Below are 17,350 nucleotides of genomic sequence, written 5' to 3' on the forward strand. Positions count from 1 at the left end.
GGGGGCGGCCCGTCGCGGCGGGCCGCCCCCACGCGTTCAGTTCCAGGCGTTGTTCTGGTTCTGCCCGTGCGCGCCGTGCTGACCGACGCCGAACTGGGCGGCGACGCCCTGTCCGATCCGGGCGCCCTGCGGCGGCATGACCTCGCTGGGCTGGACGAGGGCGAAGCCCTGGCCGAGGAAGTTCAGCTCCCAGCCCTCCCCCGTGTCGCCGCGGCGCCGGCGGATGTTCGACGAGTGGGTCTGCGCCTGCATCTGCACGCGCAGCGACGACGACCAGGCGACGATCGCGTCCGCGTCGACGTTGACGTACGTGTCCGGGGTGACCCGGAGCATCAGCGGCTGGCCGGAGGTCATGAGGGCGACCTGGCCGCGACCGGAGACGTTCAGCTGGTACTTGCCGGAGCCGGAGATGCCGTACTGGCTGTCCACGGCGATGACCTCGGTGTGCAGCGACGAGTCGAGGGCCAGCACGTAGGCGCTGTCCACCGTCAGCCCGTCCTGGTCGACCTCCACGACGTGGATGTGCTGCGCCAGGTTGGCGAGGTAGACGGTGCCCTGGCCGGAACAGCGCATCAGGTCGAGCCCCTCGCCGGTGTTGGCGCGGGCCGTGCGCTGGTTCTGGTTCTGGTACTCCCCGTCGAAGTCCATCAGCCCCTGGTACGCCACCATGGCGCCCTTGCGGGCGAGGACGTCGTCGTGACCGGTGAGGGCGACCCGCAGGAGCTGCGGGTTCTGCACGGTGTACCGGTCCTGGCTCTGCTGTTCCGCGTAGCTGAAAAGCGGGCTCTGCATGATCTGTTTCGCTCCCCCGGCTCAGTTCCGGATCCGCAGGCGGTCGGTACTGTCCTCGCTCGGCTGTACGACGACGATGCCCTGGCCCGAGAAGGCCATCTGGTACGCCTCGCCGCTGCCCCGCCCGATCAGGGAGGACGCCTTGAAGCTGCGCTTCCCCTTCACCTTCAGGGCCGGCGACCAGGCGACGAGCGCGTCCGGGTCGACGTACGTCTCGTCGTCGCCGCGACCGCAGTCGACGACGACCGGCGTGCCGCGCGAGGTGAGCGCGACCCAGCCGGTGCCGGCGATCCGCACGTTCCACAGGCCCTGGCCGGCGAACTTCGCCATGCCCTTGACCCGCTCGACGCCCCACTGGAGGTGCGCGTCGAAGGCCAGCACGTTGGTGCCGTTGACGGACAGGGCGTCGTTGTCGAGGTGGACGACGACCACGTCGGCGCCGTAGTCGGCCAAGTACAGCAGGCCGTCGCCGGAGCACTTCATCAGGGGCGCGCCCTCGCCGGTGACCCAGGAGGAGGCGATCTGACGCACGGCGGGCGGGTTCGGCTCGTACTGGATGAAGCCCTCGTACGCGACGACGGATCCGGTGCGGGCGAACAGGTCCTGGCCGGTGGCCATGGCGACCTTCAGCATGGCGTTGCCGTGGTTCTCCATGCGGGCCGCGGTCGCGGTCGGGGCGTAGCCCGCGAGCTGCTGGTTCATTCTTCGGGCTCCCTCAGACCTCGTAGGGCTGGACGACGACGAAGTTGCCGGGGGCGCCCCGGAACTGGAGGTTCACGGTCTCGCCGCTGTGTCCCGGGTAGGCGTTGCGGCGCAGTCGGACCTGGCTGGAGAGGACCACCTGGGAGGCGGCCGACCAGGCCACGACGGCGTTGCAGTCGGCGAACGTGGTCGGCGTGACCGGCAGGACGACCGGGATGCCCCGCGTCTTCACGACGACCGTGCCGGTGCCGTGGAACAGCATCGTGAACAGCGCGCCGCCGGGGATGCCGTGGCCCTCGATGCGGCGGACCTCGTGGTGCAGCGACTCGTCGAACGCGAGGACGTGCTCGGCGGAGACGCAGATCCCGTCGCCCTGGAGCTCGATGGGGTGCAGCTGGGCGCTGTTCTCGGCGAGGAAGACCTGGCCGCGGCCGGTGCAGCGCATCAGCTGCATCTCCTGACCGGTGGCGTTGCCGACGATGCGGCCGGCGAAACCGGCGCCCTTGTAGCTGAAGTCGACCTTGCCCTGGTACATGACCATGCTGCCCTGGCGGGCGAGCACCGGGGTCTGGTCCATGGCCAGGTCGACCCGTATGAGCTGCGCGTTCTGCGAAGCCCAGCGCTGTCCCGTGGGCGTCTCGCGGTACTTCTGGAGCGCGGCGGCGAGTCCGGCGCCCTGCGGGATGCCGGGCGGGGGACCCTGCGGGACGCCGGGCGGCATGCCCGTGGGGGGCATGCCCGTGGGTGGCTGCTGGCCGTACGGGGCGGGCGCGGGCTGGCTGTACGGGGCGGGTGCGCCGTGCGGCGGGGTCTGGCCCGGTACGTGGCCGTAGGGCGCCGGGGGCTGCGGGTGCTGCGGGTGCTGCGGGTGGCCGTGCGGGGCGGGCGCGCCGTGCGGCGGGGTCTGGCCCGGTACGTGGCCGTAGGGCGCCGGGGGCTGCGGGTGGCCGTACGGGGTCGGGGGCGACGTGGGTGCTTGCGGGGCGGGCTCGTGCGGGGTCGGGACCTGCGGTGCCTGCGGGGCGGGCTCGTGCGGGACTGGAGCCTGCGGGGCGGGGGCGGCCGGCGGGGCCAGGGGAGCCGCCATGGTGGGCGCGGCGTGCAGCGGCTGCTGTGGCTGCTGCTGCGTGGAGGCGGGTGCCGGGGCCGGCGGGGTCGGAGCCGGGGTCGGCGGGGCGGCGAAGGCGGGCGCGGGCCGGGCCGGGGCAGGGCCGCCGGCCGGGGGCGCGAAGCCCGGGACCGCCTGCTGCTGGGGCTGGGGCGCCTGCTGCGGCTGCTCCTCCTCCAACACCTCACCGCCGAAGTTCCTCAGCAGCGCTTCCAGGCCCCCGTCGAAGCCCTGGCCGACCGCGGCGAAGCGCCAGCCGTCCTTGCGGTAGAAGTCCCCCAGCATGACCGCGCGCTCGGTGCTGAACTCGGCGCCGCCGAACGCGTAGCGCGCGACCTCCTCGCCGCCCGCGACGATCCGGATGTACCCGGGACCGATCTGCGACATCTGGCCCGCGCCGTCGATCGTCGCCGTGAAGGACAGCTTGTGGATCGCTTCGGGGACGCGGTCGAGCGTGACGCGGAAGGACTCGGTGTCACCGGCCTGCGCGCCGAGCAGCTGGATGGACTCCTCGGGGGACTTCGGCTGGTTGAAGAAGACGAAGTACCGGTCGTCGGAGAGCCGCTCGTCGGCGTCGAGGCCGAAGCAACTGATGTCGAAGGTCAGTCCGGGGCCCGCGATCTGCACGCCGACGTACAGATCGGTCCCGGCGGTCAGATCGCTGATCCGGGCCTTGTGGCCCCGTTGGAATTCCCTGGCCATGCGTGACGACCGTCCCCCATCCCGGATTGGTGTGCGTCGCGCCAGGCTAACGGCTGGGTACGACAGGGGACCACGACGGCGACCGGCTCGGTACGGACTCGGTACAGGATCGGTGAACGTCAGTCGCCGGACGGGCGGGGCGGGTGGGGCAACCGGCCGGCGGCGACCACGCCCTCCAGGTACCCGCGCGCGCGTTCCGTGCGGGGGTACGGCTCCAGGAGTCGCCAGAACCGGGGCCCGTGCCCGGGGACGAGCAGATGCGCCAGCTCGTGCAGGAGGACGTAGTCGACGACGTACTCGGGCATGCCCTGGAGCCGGTGCGACAGGCGGATGCTGCCCTCGGCGGGGGTGCAGGAGCCCCAGCGGGTGTTCTGGTTGGTGACCCAGCGCACGGACGCCGGCCGCGCACGGCCTGCGAGGTACTGGGCGGACAGCCGCTCGGCGCGCTCGGCCAGCTCGGAGTCGCCGGGGCGGCGCCGGCTCTCCTGGGCGGCGAGCTTGTCCAGCATCGTGTCGACCCAGCGCCGCTCCTCCGCCTGCGACATCCGGGCGGGGATCAGCACGACGACCCGGTCGCCCTCCCGGTGGGCGGAGACGGTTCGGCGGCGCCGGGAGCTCCTGCGCACCTCGACGGCGGGCGCCCGCTCGGCGCGGAGCGGTTCGCTGGTCGGACTGGGCTGCGGGTCGGCGGGCACGCCCCGACCGTACCCGCCCGCCCGGGGGAAGTCTGCACCGGAAGGCTTCGTGTGCCTCCCGTCCCTCCCGTCCCTCCACAGGCCGCGCTATTTGTATGACGAGATACCCGACCCTGTGGACGGCGCTCCGCAGAGCGGCGGCGTCGGCGGGATGCTGTCCCCGTGACCGGTGATGGGGGGCGGACGTGTATCCGATGGTGAGGCCGGCGCTGCGGCGCGCCTGGCGTGATCTTCAGTACGTGCAGTTCGGGGTGGCGCCCGCGCACGCGGTCGTGGTGGGCCCGGTGGACACGACGACCGGGAGCCTGCTGGAGCTGCTGGACGGGACGCGCGGTGTCGCGCGGCTGCGGGAGGAGGCCCGCGGGCTCGGGGTGCCGGACGGCTGGCTGGAGGCGCTGCTGAACCGGCTGGCGCGGGCCGGGTTGCTGGAGGACACGGCGGCGGGCGGCCGGGCGGCGGACGCGGTGCGACGGGAGGCGGAGGTGCTGGACCGGCTGCGCGCCGATCTCGGGTCGCTGTCGGTGGTGCACCGGGGACCGGGCGAGCCCTTGCGGCGGCTGGCGGCGCGCAGCGGTACGCGGGTGCAGGTCCGGGGCGCGGGCCGGGTCGGGGCGGCGGTCGCGGCGCTGCTGTCGGCGGCGGGCGTGGGCCGGGTGGACGTGCTGGACGGGGGGCGGGTGGAGCCGTGGGACGTGGCGCCGGGCGGGCTGCCGCCCGAGTCGGTCGGGGAGCGGCGGGACGTGGCGGCCCGGCGGCTGGTGGCGCGGTCGGCACCGGGCGGCCGTCCGGCCCGTGCGGTCGGCGCGGCCGGTGCAGTCGGTGGGGGCGGTGCGGCCGGTGGCGTTGCCGGGACCGGTGGGGGTGGCGGGCCGGAGCCCGCGTTGTCTCTGGTGGTCGTCGCGCCGCGGGACGGTCTCGCGGCGTACGCCCCGGATCCGGTGACGGCCGACGCGTGGGTGGGCACGGGGACGCCGCACCTGTTCGCGGGGGTGCTGGAGGCCACGGGTGTGGTGGGCCCGCTGGTGCTGCCCGGGGAGTCGGCGTGCGCGCGGTGCGTGGAACTGGGCCGGGTGGACGCCGATCCCGCGTGGCCCCGGTTGATGGCGCAGTGGCGGTCGGGCCGCCAGAGCGGCGCCGTGCCGACCGGTGACGTGGGGCTGGCGGCTGCGGTGGCCGGGCTGACCGCGGCGCACGCGCTGGCGTTCCTCGACGGGGGCGTGCCGGCGAGCGCGGGCGTCCGGTGGGAGGTGTCGTCACCGCTGCTGGAGTGGCGTGCGCTGCGGGTGCGGCCGCACGGGGAGTGCCCGTGCGGGGCGGAGGAGCGGACCGGGTGGGAGGAGGATCAGGCCGGGTGGGAGGAGGATCGGGCGGATCGGGAGCGGGCCTCGGGAGTCCGGGCCGGGCAGGACACAATGGCGGGGTAACCGCCGTCGGCGGCGCGTGTCAGGCAACGCGGCACGACAATCTGGGTTTTGGAGGGGCGTATGTCTGATCTTCCCCGGAAGGCGGTCACCCGTACCGCCAAGTTGGCCGCGCTGCCACTGGGCTTCGCGGGACGGGCCACGTGGGGGCTCGGCAAGCGGATCGGGGGAAAGTCCGCCGAGATCGTGGCACGCGAGCTGCAACAGCGCACGGCGGACCAGCTTTTCAAGGTGCTGGGCGAGCTGAAGGGCGGTGCCATGAAGCTCGGCCAGGCGCTGTCCGTCTTCGAGTCGGCGCTGCCGGAAGAGGTCGCCGGGCCGTACCGAGCGGCGTTGACGAAGCTTCAGGAGGCGGCGCCGCCGATGCCGACGCGCACGGTGCACGGGGTGCTCGCCGAGCGCCTGGGGGCCGAGTGGCGAGAGCTGTTCCTGGAGTTCGACGACAAGCCGGCCGCGGCGGCGTCGATCGGGCAGGTGCACCGGGCGGTGTGGCACGACGGACGCCGGGTCGCGGTGAAGGTGCAGTACCCGGGGGCGGGTGAGGCGCTGCTGTCGGACCTGACACAGCTGAGCCGGTTCGCCCGGCTGCTGGGGCCGCTGGTGCCGGGGATGGACATCAAGCCGCTGATCGCCGAGATGCGCGACCGGGTGTCGGAGGAGCTGGACTACGAGCTGGAGGCGCGGGCGCAGCAGGAGCACGCCGCCGAGTTCGCCGACGACCCCGACGTGGTGGTCCCCGACGTGGTGCACCAGTCCGACCAGGTGCTGGTGACGGAGTGGATCGACGGGGTGCCGCTGTCGGAGGTCATAGCGGACGGCACGCCGGAGGAGCGGGACCGGGCGGGCCAGTTGCTGGCGCGGTTCCTGTTCTCGGGGCCGGCGCGGACGGGGCTGCTGCACGCCGATCCGCACCCGGGCAACTTCCGTCTGCTGCCGGGTGAGGACGGCGGTGAGCCTCGGCTCGGCGTGCTGGACTTCGGCACGGTGGACCGGCTGCCCGGCGGGCTGCCGGAGACGATCGGCCTCTGTCTGCGGATGGCCCTGGAGGGTGAAGCGGAGACGGTCTACGAGCTGCTGTGCGACGCGGGGTTCGTGAAGGAGTCGATCGAGCTCGACCCGGACGCGGTGCTGGACTACCTGCTGCCGATCATCGAGCCCGCCGACGCCGACGAGTTCCTGTTCACGCGGGAGTGGATCCGTACGCAGGCGGCGCGAATAGCCGATCCCCGGTCCCCCGCCCACCAGTTGGGGAAGCAGCTGAACCTCCCGCCCGCGTATCTGTTGATCCACCGGGTGACGCTGAGCACGATCGGGGTGCTGTGCCAGCTGAACGCGTCGGTGCGGCTGCGGGACGAGCTGGAGGAGTGGCTGCCGGGGTTCCTGCCGGAAGAGCCGCTGGAGGAGCCGGCCTGACGGGCGGGCGGGCGGGCGGGCGGCCCGACGGGACCTGGCCGGGCAGGACCTGTCCGGGCAGGGCCTGGCCGATGGGGCCCGACTGACGGGGCGGGGTGTCGCCACCGGACGGAAGCGGGTCCGCTCTCGACGGTCCGGAGGTGACCGCGGGCACGGGGCACACGGAACAGGGGAGCTTGGCGCAGTTCCCGACGCACCCGATGCGCCTGGCGTATCCGTCTTGTCCGATGTGTCAGATGTTCTCGACGGGGCAGATCCGGGCTGGGGAGGCTGTCGGCGGTCGCGCCGCAGCGTGAGCACACCGCGCTTCGCGCGCGACCCGCGAGCGCTGGGAACGCGCCGGGGTGCCGCGGGACGACCGCTTCCCCGTGGGGCGGATGCCGGGCAGCGCGCCGCGGGGGCCGGTCCGGGTGGACCGGCCCCCGCGGGGAGAGCATGGGATCGCCGTGCGTCGCGGCTGGTTACTGCATGACCGCCATGGCCAGCGCGCGGCGGGCACGCAGCGAGGCGCGTTCGGCGCGACGCTGCATCCGGCGGGCGGCGATCAGACGCGCGCCCGTGCGTTGCTCGTCGGCTTGCCTGAGGCGCTCGTGCATATGGGCACGGGCCAGGGCTTCTGGGATGAGTTGCATTTCTCGGGTCCTGTTCTGGCGCGAGGCGTGCGCGCCGAGGGTGGTGACGTCAGGGGTCGCGGAGCCCATGGGCTCGCTCGCGGAAGAGGTCATCGGGGCCTGCTTCTGGGGGTCGTGCGTGAGGGGGCGGTCGATGGTTCCGGCGATGGTGTTCATGCCGTGACCGGGTTCTTGCGCGGGCGGCCACGCGGCCGCTTGCGGGCGACGACCACGCCCTGGACGAAGAGCTCACCGCCCCAGACGCCCCACGGCTCACGCCGCTCCTTGGCACCGGCCAGGCAGGCGGCCATGAGGGGACAGGTGCGGCAGAGGGACTTGGCGTACTCGACGTCCGCCGGCGACTCGGCGAAGAAGACCTCCGGGTCGTAGGAGCGGCAGGGGACGGGTACGCCGAGGTTCTCGATGGCGTCGTCGAGCGCGGTGAGCGCAGTGAGGGCGGTCACGTCGTGGTCCTCCGTGAGACCGGGCGGGGGGAGCGTCTGGGAAGGCGGTACGGACGGGGCGTGCGCTTCGAGATGCACGGTGGTGTTTTCCTCGTCTGGTCGGTCCGGCTGGTCGGCCGGTGGGCTGGTACCGGGTTCTGCTGGTCCCGGGGCCCCTTCGCTCTGCTCCGCCCGTTCGGGCAAAACAGAAGGGCCGCGGATCCCGGGTGGGGTTCCGCGGCCCTGAAGGCGCCGGCCTGATCCTGGATCAGGCTGGATCGCTCCAGGGTTCGAGCCCACGGAAGGCCCACATCGTGTGGTGCTGCTGCGTCTGCTTCGTGTGGTCGGCACCGGTCGCCGCAAAGGCATAGGCCGGAGCCTGCGCCGCTGCTACTCCTGCTTCCAGTGCCTCGGTCGGTCGCTCGTTGGCCTCGAAGCCCTCGACGACGGGGAGGGCCGACAGGGAGGACGACGGACGGACGGCCCGGAAGCCGAACAGACCGCTGCCAAGGAACGCCGAACCGGAGAGGCCGAGCGTGCAGGCGGAGACGACCGAGCGATCGGTCATTTTGGCGGTGCTGACGAAGCTGGTGTTGATGCTGATCACTGGAATCGCCTCCTCTCGGCGTCTCGGGAGGACCGGCCGGGGCTGGTCCTGCGGTATTCGGATAAGTACAGCACGACGGCAGGGCTTCGAGGAAGCCGCTGTTCGCGTGGTTAAGAACCTATGGCGCTTCGTAGGGCGGGCGCAAACTATTTTTTCGACGAGTTGGGATCAGTCTTCGCCGCCGCCGTCCCCGCGTTCCTCACCTGCGCAGATGGCGAGGACGTCGGCTCCGAAGCGGTTGAGCTTGCGGATGCCGACCCCGGGGATCGCGGCCAGCTCGGCGTCGGTCGACGGGACGGTCTCCGCGATGGCGATGAGGGTCTTCTCGGTGAAGACGCAGTAGTCGGGCTGGCCCAGCCGGCGGGCCTGGCCGGCGCGCCATTCGAGGAGCCGCTCGTACAGCCCCTCGTCCATCTCCGAGGGGCAGTCCTCACAGCGCATCAGCTTCATCTCGCCGGCGACCGTGAGCGTCGTGCCGCACACCCGGCAGCGCACCGGGCCCCGGGCGCGCCGGGAACGGGCCGCCCCCGCGCCGCGCTCGACACCGCCGGTCGTGCGGACGGCGCGGACGGCGGGGCTCCCGCTGCCGGGGCGCAGACCGCTCAGGAAGCGGGACGGCTCGCGGTGGGCGCGACCGCCGGGCGAGCGGGACAGCGCCCACGACAGGTTCAGGTGCCGGCGGGCGCGGGTGACGCCGACGTAGAGCAGCCGCCGCTCCTCCTCGATCTGCTCGTCGGTCCTGGCGTACGTGATGGGCAGGGTGCCCTCGGTGAGGCCGACGAGGAACACGGCGTCCCATTCGAGGCCCTTCGCCGCGTGGAGGGAGGCCAGCGTCACGCCCTGGACCGTGGGGGCGTGCTGGGCGGCGGCCCGCTCGTCCAGCTCCGCGACCAGGTCCGCGAGGACGGCCTCCGGGCGGGCGCGGGCGAGGTCCTCGGCGAGGCGGACCAGCGCGGCCAGGGACTCCCAGCGGTCCCGCACGGCGCCGGAGCCGGCGGGGGGCTCGGTCGTCCAGCCCTTGGTGGACAGCACGGCGCGGACCTGCGACGGCAGGTCGACGACGTCGTCGAGCAGCGGGTCGTTCGCGCCGAAGCGGGCGGCACTGCGCAGGGCGGCGCCCGCCTCGCGCACCTCCTGGCGCTCGAAGAACCGCTCGGCGCCGCGCAGCTGGTACGGGACGCCGGCGTCCGCGAGGGCCTGTTCGTAGATCTCGGACTGGGCGTTGACGCGGTACAGCACGGCGATCTCGCCGGCCGGGACGCCGGAGGCGATCAGGTCGCGGATGCGGCGGGCCGTCCCCTCGGCCTCGGTCGGCTCGTCGCCGTACTCGGTGTAGACGGGTTCGGGGCCGGGGTCGCGCTGGGAGACCAGCTCCAGCCGGTGGTCGGCGGCGCGGCCCCGGGCCTGGGCGAGGAGGCCGTTGGCCAGGTGGACGACCTGCGGCGTGGAGCGGTAGTCGCGGACCAGTCTGACGACGGTCGCGTGCGGGTGGCGCGTGCGGAAGTCCAGCAGGTAGTCGGGGGTGGCTCCGGTGAAGGAGTAGATCGTCTGGCTGGCGTCCCCGACGACGCACAGGCTGTCGCGGTCGCCGAGCCACAGGTCGAGGAGGCGCTGCTGGAGCGGGGACACGTCCTGGTACTCGTCCACCACGAAGTGCTGGTACTGGCGGCGGACCTGTTCCGCGATGTCGTGCCGGTCCTGGAGGATGCCGACCGTGAGCAGCAGCACGTCCTCGAAGTCGAGGACGTCGCGCTCCCGCTTCAGCTGCTCGTACATGGCATAGATCTGGCCAGTTTCGGCCGGGGCGCGCGGGGCGTCGCGCTGGGCCTTGGTGACGGCGGCCGGGTAGTCGGCGGGGACGGTCTGCGTGACCTTCGCCCACTCGATCTCCGACGTGACGTCCCGCAGCTCGGTGCGGTCGAGCCGGATCCGGCAGCGGGCGGCGGCGTCGGCGACGAGCTGGGCCTTGCGGTCGATCAACCGGGGCAGGTCGCCACCGACGGCTTTCGGCCAGAAGTACTGGAGCTGCCGGAGCGCCGCGGAGTGGAACGTACGGGCCTGGACGCCACCCGCGCCGAGCTGCCGCAGCCGGCCGCGCATCTCGCCGGCGGCGCGGTGGGTGAACGTGACGGCCAGCACGCTCGCGGGCTGGAGGATCCCGGCGCGCACTCCGTAGGCGATGCGGTGGGTGATCGCCCTGGTCTTGCCCGTGCCCGCGCCCGCCAGGACGCACACCGGGCCGTGCAGGGCAGTCGCCACCTCGCGCTGCTCCGGGTCGAGCCCGTCGAGCACCGCGTCCGCCGACTCGGGGACCTGCGGGAAGAGGGTGGAGTGCGTCGCTGGTGTCACCCTGCCATGCTGCCAGGTCCCCGGAGCGGGCCGGGCCGGTCGTCCACAGGGGCGGGAGACCGGTCGTACCGCCGCCGGGAATGTGGGGACGGGGCGCGTACGTTCTCCCGGGTGCGATCAGGCACTCCAGTCATCCGAGGAGCGGAAGAGACGATGCAGGGAACTGTGACGATGTACAGCACGACCTGGTGCGGGTACTGCCGGCGGCTCAAGAGCCAGCTGGACCGCGAGGGCATCGCGTACACCGAGATCAACATCGAGCAGGACCCGGAGTCCGCCGCTTTCGTGGAGAAGGTCAACAACGGCAACCAGACCGTTCCGACCGTGCTCGTCACGCCGCGCGGCGGCGGCGAGGACGTCGTGATGACCAACCCGAGCCTGATGCAGGTCCAGCAGGCCCTGGCCGGCTGACACCCGGGCCGGCCCCGGGCCGGCGCCTCGCGGGGGACGCCCCCGCCGGTGGATCACCGGCGGGGGCGTCCCCGTGTTTCCGCGCGGGCGGGGTCAGGCGGCGGTGCCCGGCCTGGGGAGCGGCCTGCCGTACCACGTCTCGATCAGGTGCGTCGCGATCGAGATGCCGTACGGCGGGAGCACCTCGCCGGACTCGAAGGCGGCTGCCAGCTCCTCGCGGGAGAACCAGCGGGCCTCCTCGATCTCGTCCCCGTCGACGTCGATCTCGGACGACGTGGCGCGGGCCATGAAGCCCAGCATCAGGCTGGACGGGAACGGCCACGGCTGGCTGGCGACGTACCGCACCTCGCCGATCGTGATCCCGGCCTCCTCGTACACCTCGCGGACCACGGACTGCTCGATGGACTCGCCCGGCTCGACGAACCCGGCGAGGGTCGAGAAGCGGCCCTCCGGCCAGTGCACCTGCCGGCCGAGCAGCACCCGGTCGCGCTCGTCCGTCACCAGCATGATCACCGCCGGGTCGGTGCGCGGGTAGTGCTCCGCGCCGCAGGCCGGGCAGCGGCGGATGTGGCCCGCCGCCGCGATGACCGTGCGCTCCCCGCAGCGGGAGCAGAAGCGGTGGAGGCGCTGCCAGTTCTCCAGGGCGACCGCGTGGACCATCAGGGCGGCGTCGCGGGCGTCCAGCAGCAGACCGGCCTCGCGCAGCCCGGCGGGGCGCGCCGACTGGTCCATCCGGCCGGGCAGCGCGTCCTTCTGGAGCGCGAAGTAGCTGACGCCGTCCGCGTCCGTGCCGAGGAAGTAGCGGTGCGTCTCGGTCACGGGCGCCTCGAAGGTCGGCGTCATGACCAGCTCGGTGCGCCCGTCCGGGGTGTCGTCGACCAGCACCTGGCCACCGGACACGACGAAGACGCGCGTGGTGGGGTGGCTCCACGCCGCCGCGAGCCACGCCTCGTCGAGACGGTGGTGGGCGGCGCGGTCGATGCCGCTCGGGGCGGTGAAGCCGATCGGGCGGGGACCGGCCTCGTTGCTGATGGTGCTCACTGGTGCTTCCAACTCCCCCGGGTGTCTGGGTGTCTGTTCAGCGTCGTGTTCAGCGGAGCGCGTCGGCCAGTTCGCCCCACAGGTGGGCGGTCGCCTCCACGCCTTTCAGCAGCAGGTCGAGCTCGACCTTCTCGTTCGGCGCGTGCCAGCCGTCGGACGGTACGGAGATGCCGAGGAACAGCACCGGAGCGGCCAGGACGTCCTGGAGGTCGGCGGCGGGTCCGGAGCCGCCCTCGCGCGTGTAGCGGATCTTCGCGCCGTCGAAGGCGCGGCTCATGGACCGGGCGACGGCCCGCAGCGCCGGGTGGTCGAGCGGCGTCAGGCAGGGCCGGGTGGCCGCCCCGAACGTGATCTCGTGACGGATGCCGTCGGGGACGCGGGCGGCGACCCAGTCGCGTACGGACTGCTCGATCCGGTCCGGGTCCTGGCCCGCGACGAGCCGGAAGGAGAGCTTCAGCCGCGCGGACGACGGGACGATCGTCTTGCCGCCGGGGCCCTGGTAGCCGCCGCCGATGCCGTTGACCTCGGCGGTCGGCCGGGCCCAGACGCGCTCCAGGGTGGAGTACCCGGCCTCGCCGAGCGTGGCGTGCGACCGGGCCGCGGCGAGCCAGGCGGCCTCGTCGAACGGCAGCTCCGCGATGAGCGCCCGCTCCGCGTCCGTGAGCTCCGCGACGCCGTCGTAGAAGCCGGGGACGGTGACGCGCTCGTCCTCGTCGTGGAGCGCGGCGACCAGGCGGGCGGCGACCGTGGCCGGGTTGGGGACGGCGCCGCCGAAGGATCCGGAGTGGATGTCCTGGTCGGGGCCGTACAGCTCGATCTCGCAGTCCGCGAGGCCGCGCATGCCGGTGCAGACCGTGGGGGTCGTCTCGGACCACATGCCGGTGTCGGAGACGATCACGGCGTCGGCGGCGAGGCGGTCCGCGCGCTCCTCGACCAGCGCGCGGAAGTGGGCGGAGCCGGACTCCTCCTCGCCCTCCACGAGCAGCTTCAGGTTGACGGCCGGGGTGTCGCGGCCGGTGAGGTCCAGGTGGGCGCGGACGCCGAGGGTGTGGAAGAACACCTGGCCCTTGTCGTCGGCCGCCCCGCGCGCGTAGAGCCGGTTGCCGCGGACGACGGGCTCGAACGGGTCGGTGTGCCAGCCGTCCTCGCGGGCGGCGGGCTGCACGTCGTGGTGGCCGTAGACGAGGACGGTGGGGGCGCCGGGGTCGGCGGAGGGCCACTCCGCGTACACGGCGGGGGCGCCGTCCGTCTCCCAGACCTCCGCGACCGGGAAGCCGGTCCGCGCGAGCTTCGCGGCGAGCCACTCGGCGCTGCGCCGCACGTCGGGGGCGTGCTCGGGCCGGGCCGAGACGGAGGGGATGCGCAGCCACTCGACGAGGTCGTCGAGGAAGGCCGCGCGGTGCTGCTCCACGTACTTCCGTACGGTCTGGACGGCGCTGTCCGGGGTGTCGCTCATGCTCCTGAGCCTATCCGGCGTCGGCGGGTGTCCCGTCGGCCGTCCCACCGAGCAGGATCCGCTCCAGTTCCGCCCGGCCGGGCAGCCCGTCCGGGCGGGCGACCTCGCCGGTGCGCACGTAGACGAACGCGGCGGTGACCGCGTCGAGGGGCAGACCGTGCGACTCCGCCCAGGCGAGCCGGTAGACCGCCAGCTGGAGAGGGTCGCCGGTGCGGTGGCGGCTGGTCTTCCAGTCGACGATCTCGTACGTGCCGGAGCCGGGGTCGTGGTAGACGGCGTCGATCCGGCCGCGCACGACCCTGCCGGCGAGCACGAGCTGGAAGGGGGCCTCCACCCGGTACGGGGTGCGGTGGGCGTACGGGGTGTGCTCGAACGCCTCCTTGAGGACGGCCAGGTCCCGCTCGTCGGCGATCTCCGGCTCGTCGGCGTACACCTCGCCGCCGGGCAGCTCGTCGGGGCCGAGCAGGGGAAGCGGCAGCTCCTCGAAGCGGGACTCCACCCACGCGTGGAACCGCGTGCCCCGCCGGGCGGCGGGCTGCGAGGGGCGCGGCATGGGGCGGGCCAGCTCCGCCGCGAAGGCGTCCGGGTCGGCGGCGAGGCGCAGCAGCTGCGACGCGGAGAGGGAGGCGGGCAGGGGCACCTCGCGCGTGGTGGCGCGGGCGCGCAGCAGCTCGCCGGTGAGCGCGTCGAGGTCGCGGTCCCAGGAGGCGACGGTACGGGCCTCCTCGGGCGCGAGCGGGCCGGCGGGGGCCGTGCCGTCGCCGTCGTCGCCGTCGTCGGCGGCGGCGCGCTGGCGGGGGATGGCGCGCGGGGGCGGGGCGTGCGGGTCCCCCGGGGCCGGGGCCGGGTCGGTGCCGTCGCCGTCGCCGGGGACAGTGGCGGTGGCGGTGGCGGGGGGCTCGTGCGGGCCGTGGTCGGGGGCCTCGTCGGGCGGGGGCGCGTCGTGGTCGTCGAAGGCGTCCTCGGGCGGGGCGTCGTCCGGCCAGGGGGCGTCCAGGTCGTCCGGCCACAGGAGGTCGCCGGGGGCTTCCGGGACCTCGGCGGCCTCCGGCACCCCGGCGGCTTCGGGGGCTTCGGGGGCTTCCGGGGCGGCCTCGGGCTCGGCGGACGGGCTCTCCAGGTACGCCAGGACCGTGTCGGCGGCGGCGCGGCGGCGGGCCAGGGAGTCGGGGTCCAGGGGCAGCGGCCACGCCCGCTCCTCGGCGGACGCCCGGAGCGCCGGGTTCTCGGCGTCCTCCTCCGGCTCGTCCGCCCACGCCTCGATCTCCCCGTACCCGGCCGCGCAGTGGTCGTACAGGGCGTGCAGGAAGTCGGAGGGGCCGCGGCGGCGCTTCTGGGAGGGCCCCCACCAGTGGCCGGAGCCGAGCAGCACCGAGCGGGGGCGGGTGAACGTCACGTACCCCAGGCGCAGCTCCTCGGTGTGCTGGTGGTCCCGCAGGGCGTCCTTGAACGCCTTCAGCGACTTCGCGTCCCACGCGTCGATCCCGGGCAGGGTCTCGGCGTCGCCGCGCAGGGCGTGCGGCAGGACCTGCGGCTGGGCCGTCCACGCCTCGCGGGACCTGCTGCTGGGGAACTGTCCGGTCACGAGCCCGGGGACGGCGACCACGTCCCACTCCAGGCCCTTCGACTTGTGCGCCGTGAGGACCTTCACGGTGTTCTCCCCGCCGGGGAGGGCGTTGTCGAGGCCCTTCTCGTACTGGGCGGCCGTGCGCAGGAACCCGAGGAACGCCAGGAGCGTCGCCTCGCCGTCGAGGGACGCGAACCGGGCGGCGATGTCCAGGAAGTTCGACAGGGTCTCGCGGCGGCGGGCGGCCAGGGCGTGCGGGGACGCGGAGAGCTCGACCTCCAGGCCGGTGGTGGCCAGGATCCGGTGCAGGACGTCCATCAGCGGGTCGGCCAGCGAGCGCCGCAGGTCGCGCAGCTCGGCGGCGAGGCGCGCGAACCGGACGCGGGCCTCCGCCGAGAAGGGCAGCCCGTCGTCGTGCCCGCCCGTCTCCAGGAACGTGTCCAACGCGTCCGCCAGGGAGATCACCTCGGCGGGGTCCACCCCCTCCACGGCGGCCGCCAGGCGCTCGTCCGCGTCGGCGGCCCCGTCGCCGGCGCGGTGCACCAGCAGGCGGGCGCGGCGGCCCAGCAGGGCGAGGTCGCGGGCGCCGATCCGCCAGCGCGGCCCGGTGAGGAGCCTTACCAGCGACGCGTTGGCGCCGGGGTCCTGGAGGACCTCGCACACGGCGACCAGGTCGGCGACCTCCGGGAGGTGCAGCAGGCCGGACAGGCCGACGACCTCGACGGGCACGTCGCGCGCGACGAGGGCCGCCTGGATCTCCGGGAAGTCGGTCGCCGTGCGGCACAGGACGGCGATCCGGCCGGGCTCCACGCCCGTGCGGACCAGGTGGGCGACGGAGTCCGCGAGCCAGGCGATCTCCTCGGCCTGCGTCGGCAGCAGCGCGATCCGTACGACGCCGTCGCGCTCGGCGCCGGGAGCGGGGCGCAGCGCCTCCACGCCCGCGTGCATGGCGCGCAGGGGCTCCGCGAGGCCGTTGGCGAGCTGGAGGAGCCGCCCGCCGCTGCGGCGGTTCTCGCTGAGCGCGTACCGGGAGGCGGGGCGGCCGTCCGCGTACGGGAAGTGCTCGGGGAAGTCGTCGAGGTTGGCGACGGACGCGCCGCGCCAGCCGTAGATGGCCTGGCAGGGGTCGCCCACGGCGGTGACCGGGTGGCCCGTGCCCCCGCCGAAGAGGCCGGCCAGGAGCCGCCGCTGCGCGACGGACGTGTCCTGGTACTCGTCGAGGAGGACGACCCGGAACTCGTCGCGCAGCTGCGCGCCGACCTCGGGGCGGGTGAGGGCCAGTTCGGCGGAGAGGGCGATCTGGTCCCCGAAGTCGAGCAGGTCCCGCTCGCGCTTGGCGGCGCGGTAGCGGACGACCAGGTCCAGCAGTTCGCGGCGGGCGGCGGCGGCTTCGGGGACCTTGCGGAGGTCGGCGTTGCCGAGGCGGACCGGGGCGAGGGCGGTGAGCAGCGCGGAGTCGTACGCCCGGAGGTCCTCGGGGCGGACGAGGTGCTCGGCCAGCTCGGCGTCGAGGGCGAGGAGGTCGCTGACGAGCGTGGGGAACGACCGGGTGAGCGCCGGGTACGGGCCGGGGGCCTCGCGCAGGACGCGGGCGGCGAGCTGGTAGCGCGTGGCGTCCGCGAGGAGGCGGGCCGTGGGCTCCAGGCCGATGCGCAGGCCGTGGTCGGTGAGGAGGCGGCCGGCGAACGCGTGGTACGTGGAGATGCGGGGCTCGCCCGGCGGGTTGTCGGGGTCGATCACGTCGGGATCGGTGACGCCGGCGCGGACCAGGGCGGCGCGGACCCGCTCGGCCAGCTCGCCGGCGGCCTTGTTGGTGAAGGTCAGGCCGAGGACCTGTTCGGGGGCGACCTGCCCCGTGCCGACCAGCCACACCACGCGGGCGGCCATCACCGTCGTCTTCCCGGAACCGGCTCCGGCCACGATGGCCTGCGGGGCGGGCGGCGCGGTGATGCAGGCCGTCTGCTCCGGGGTGAAGGGGATGCCGAGCAGCTCCTTGAGCTGCTCGGGGTCGGTGATGCGTGCGGTCACCGGA

At 74.1% G+C, this 17,350-nt stretch carries 14 protein-coding genes; 3 read left to right on the forward strand and 11 right to left on the reverse strand.

The annotated features are described in order from the left end of the window. Nucleotides 1-36 precede the first annotated feature (36 nt). From AC07D6_RS09970 to AC07D6_RS09985, 4 genes are all read right to left on the reverse strand, one after another. Entirely contained in the window at nucleotides 37-792 is a 756-nt protein-coding gene (locus AC07D6_RS09970; protein WP_479043204.1) for an AIM24 family protein, read from the reverse strand. Nucleotides 793-813: 21 nt separating this feature from the next. Continuing rightward, nucleotides 814-1,494 carry an AIM24 family protein gene (locus tag AC07D6_RS09975; protein WP_315875786.1) on the reverse strand — a complete coding sequence of 227 codons (681 nt, stop codon included), beginning with the start codon at nucleotides 1,492-1,494 and terminating at the stop codon, nucleotides 814-816. A 13-nt stretch (nucleotides 1,495-1,507) separates the two neighbouring features. After that, the gene (locus AC07D6_RS09980; protein ID WP_479043206.1) at nucleotides 1,508-3,304 is read right to left on the reverse strand and encodes a TerD family protein; all 1,797 of its coding nucleotides are present in this window, start codon (nucleotides 3,302-3,304) and stop codon (nucleotides 1,508-1,510) included. A gap of 119 nt (nucleotides 3,305-3,423) precedes the next feature. Continuing rightward, on the reverse strand, nucleotides 3,424-3,999 hold the full coding sequence (locus tag AC07D6_RS09985) for a M48 metallopeptidase family protein (RefSeq protein WP_479043208.1): 576 nt from the start codon (nucleotides 3,997-3,999) through the stop codon (nucleotides 3,424-3,426). A gap of 185 nt (nucleotides 4,000-4,184) precedes the next feature. On the opposite strand from AC07D6_RS09985, the gene AC07D6_RS09990 reads away from it, so the two are divergent. Together AC07D6_RS09990 and AC07D6_RS09995 are read left to right on the forward strand one after the other, a co-directional pair. Next, nucleotides 4,185-5,423: a ThiF family adenylyltransferase gene (locus AC07D6_RS09990; protein ID WP_479043210.1), complete on the forward strand. Its 1,239-nt coding sequence runs from the start codon at nucleotides 4,185-4,187 to the stop codon at nucleotides 5,421-5,423. 60 nt (nucleotides 5,424-5,483) lie between these two features. After that, nucleotides 5,484-6,833, forward strand: a complete 1,350-nt coding sequence (locus AC07D6_RS09995; protein ID WP_315875790.1) for an ABC1 kinase family protein — start codon at nucleotides 5,484-5,486, stop codon at nucleotides 6,831-6,833. A 461-nt stretch (nucleotides 6,834-7,294) separates the two neighbouring features. Here AC07D6_RS09995 and AC07D6_RS10000 read toward each other — a convergent pair whose 3' ends face one another. The 4 genes from AC07D6_RS10000 to AC07D6_RS10015 form a co-directional block, all read right to left on the reverse strand. Then, the gene (locus AC07D6_RS10000; RefSeq protein ID WP_315875791.1) at nucleotides 7,295-7,621 is read right to left on the reverse strand and encodes a hypothetical protein; all 327 of its coding nucleotides are present in this window, start codon (nucleotides 7,619-7,621) and stop codon (nucleotides 7,295-7,297) included. Then, nucleotides 7,618-7,986: a WhiB family transcriptional regulator gene (locus AC07D6_RS10005; RefSeq protein ID WP_168439505.1), complete on the reverse strand. Its 369-nt coding sequence runs from the start codon at nucleotides 7,984-7,986 to the stop codon at nucleotides 7,618-7,620. The genes AC07D6_RS10000 and AC07D6_RS10005 overlap by 4 nt, the downstream gene beginning before the upstream one ends. 169 nt (nucleotides 7,987-8,155) lie before the next feature. After that, the gene (locus AC07D6_RS10010) at nucleotides 8,156-8,494 is read right to left on the reverse strand and encodes a hypothetical protein (protein ID WP_315875792.1); all 339 of its coding nucleotides are present in this window, start codon (nucleotides 8,492-8,494) and stop codon (nucleotides 8,156-8,158) included. Nucleotides 8,495-8,662: 168 nt separating this feature from the next. Further along, complete coding sequence (locus tag AC07D6_RS10015; RefSeq protein ID WP_479043212.1) at nucleotides 8,663-10,843, reverse strand: ATP-dependent DNA helicase UvrD2; 2,181 nt, start codon at nucleotides 10,841-10,843, stop codon at nucleotides 8,663-8,665. A 153-nt stretch (nucleotides 10,844-10,996) separates the two neighbouring features. Between AC07D6_RS10015 and AC07D6_RS10020 the strand changes: the two genes are divergently transcribed. After that, entirely contained in the window at nucleotides 10,997-11,254 is a 258-nt protein-coding gene (locus AC07D6_RS10020) for a mycoredoxin (protein WP_315875794.1), read from the forward strand. A gap of 93 nt (nucleotides 11,255-11,347) precedes the next feature. Here AC07D6_RS10020 and nudC read toward each other — a convergent pair whose 3' ends face one another. The 3 genes from nudC to AC07D6_RS10035 are packed head-to-tail and all read right to left on the reverse strand — an operon-like array spanning nucleotide 11,348 to nucleotide 17,346. Next, complete coding sequence (gene nudC / locus AC07D6_RS10025) at nucleotides 11,348-12,295, reverse strand: NAD(+) diphosphatase (protein ID WP_315875795.1); 948 nt, start codon at nucleotides 12,293-12,295, stop codon at nucleotides 11,348-11,350. A 49-nt stretch (nucleotides 12,296-12,344) separates the two neighbouring features. Beyond that, a complete protein-coding gene (locus tag AC07D6_RS10030; protein ID WP_315875796.1) occupies nucleotides 12,345-13,751 on the reverse strand; it encodes a dipeptidase in 1,407 nt (468 codons plus the stop codon). Nucleotides 13,752-13,761: 10 nt separating this feature from the next. Further along, on the reverse strand, nucleotides 13,762-17,346 hold the full coding sequence (locus AC07D6_RS10035) for a UvrD-helicase domain-containing protein (protein ID WP_479043213.1): 3,585 nt from the start codon (nucleotides 17,344-17,346) through the stop codon (nucleotides 13,762-13,764). Between the last annotated feature and the right edge of the window lie 4 nt (nucleotides 17,347-17,350).

It is taken from the genome of Streptomyces sp. NPDC045287, from assembly GCF_056432325.1.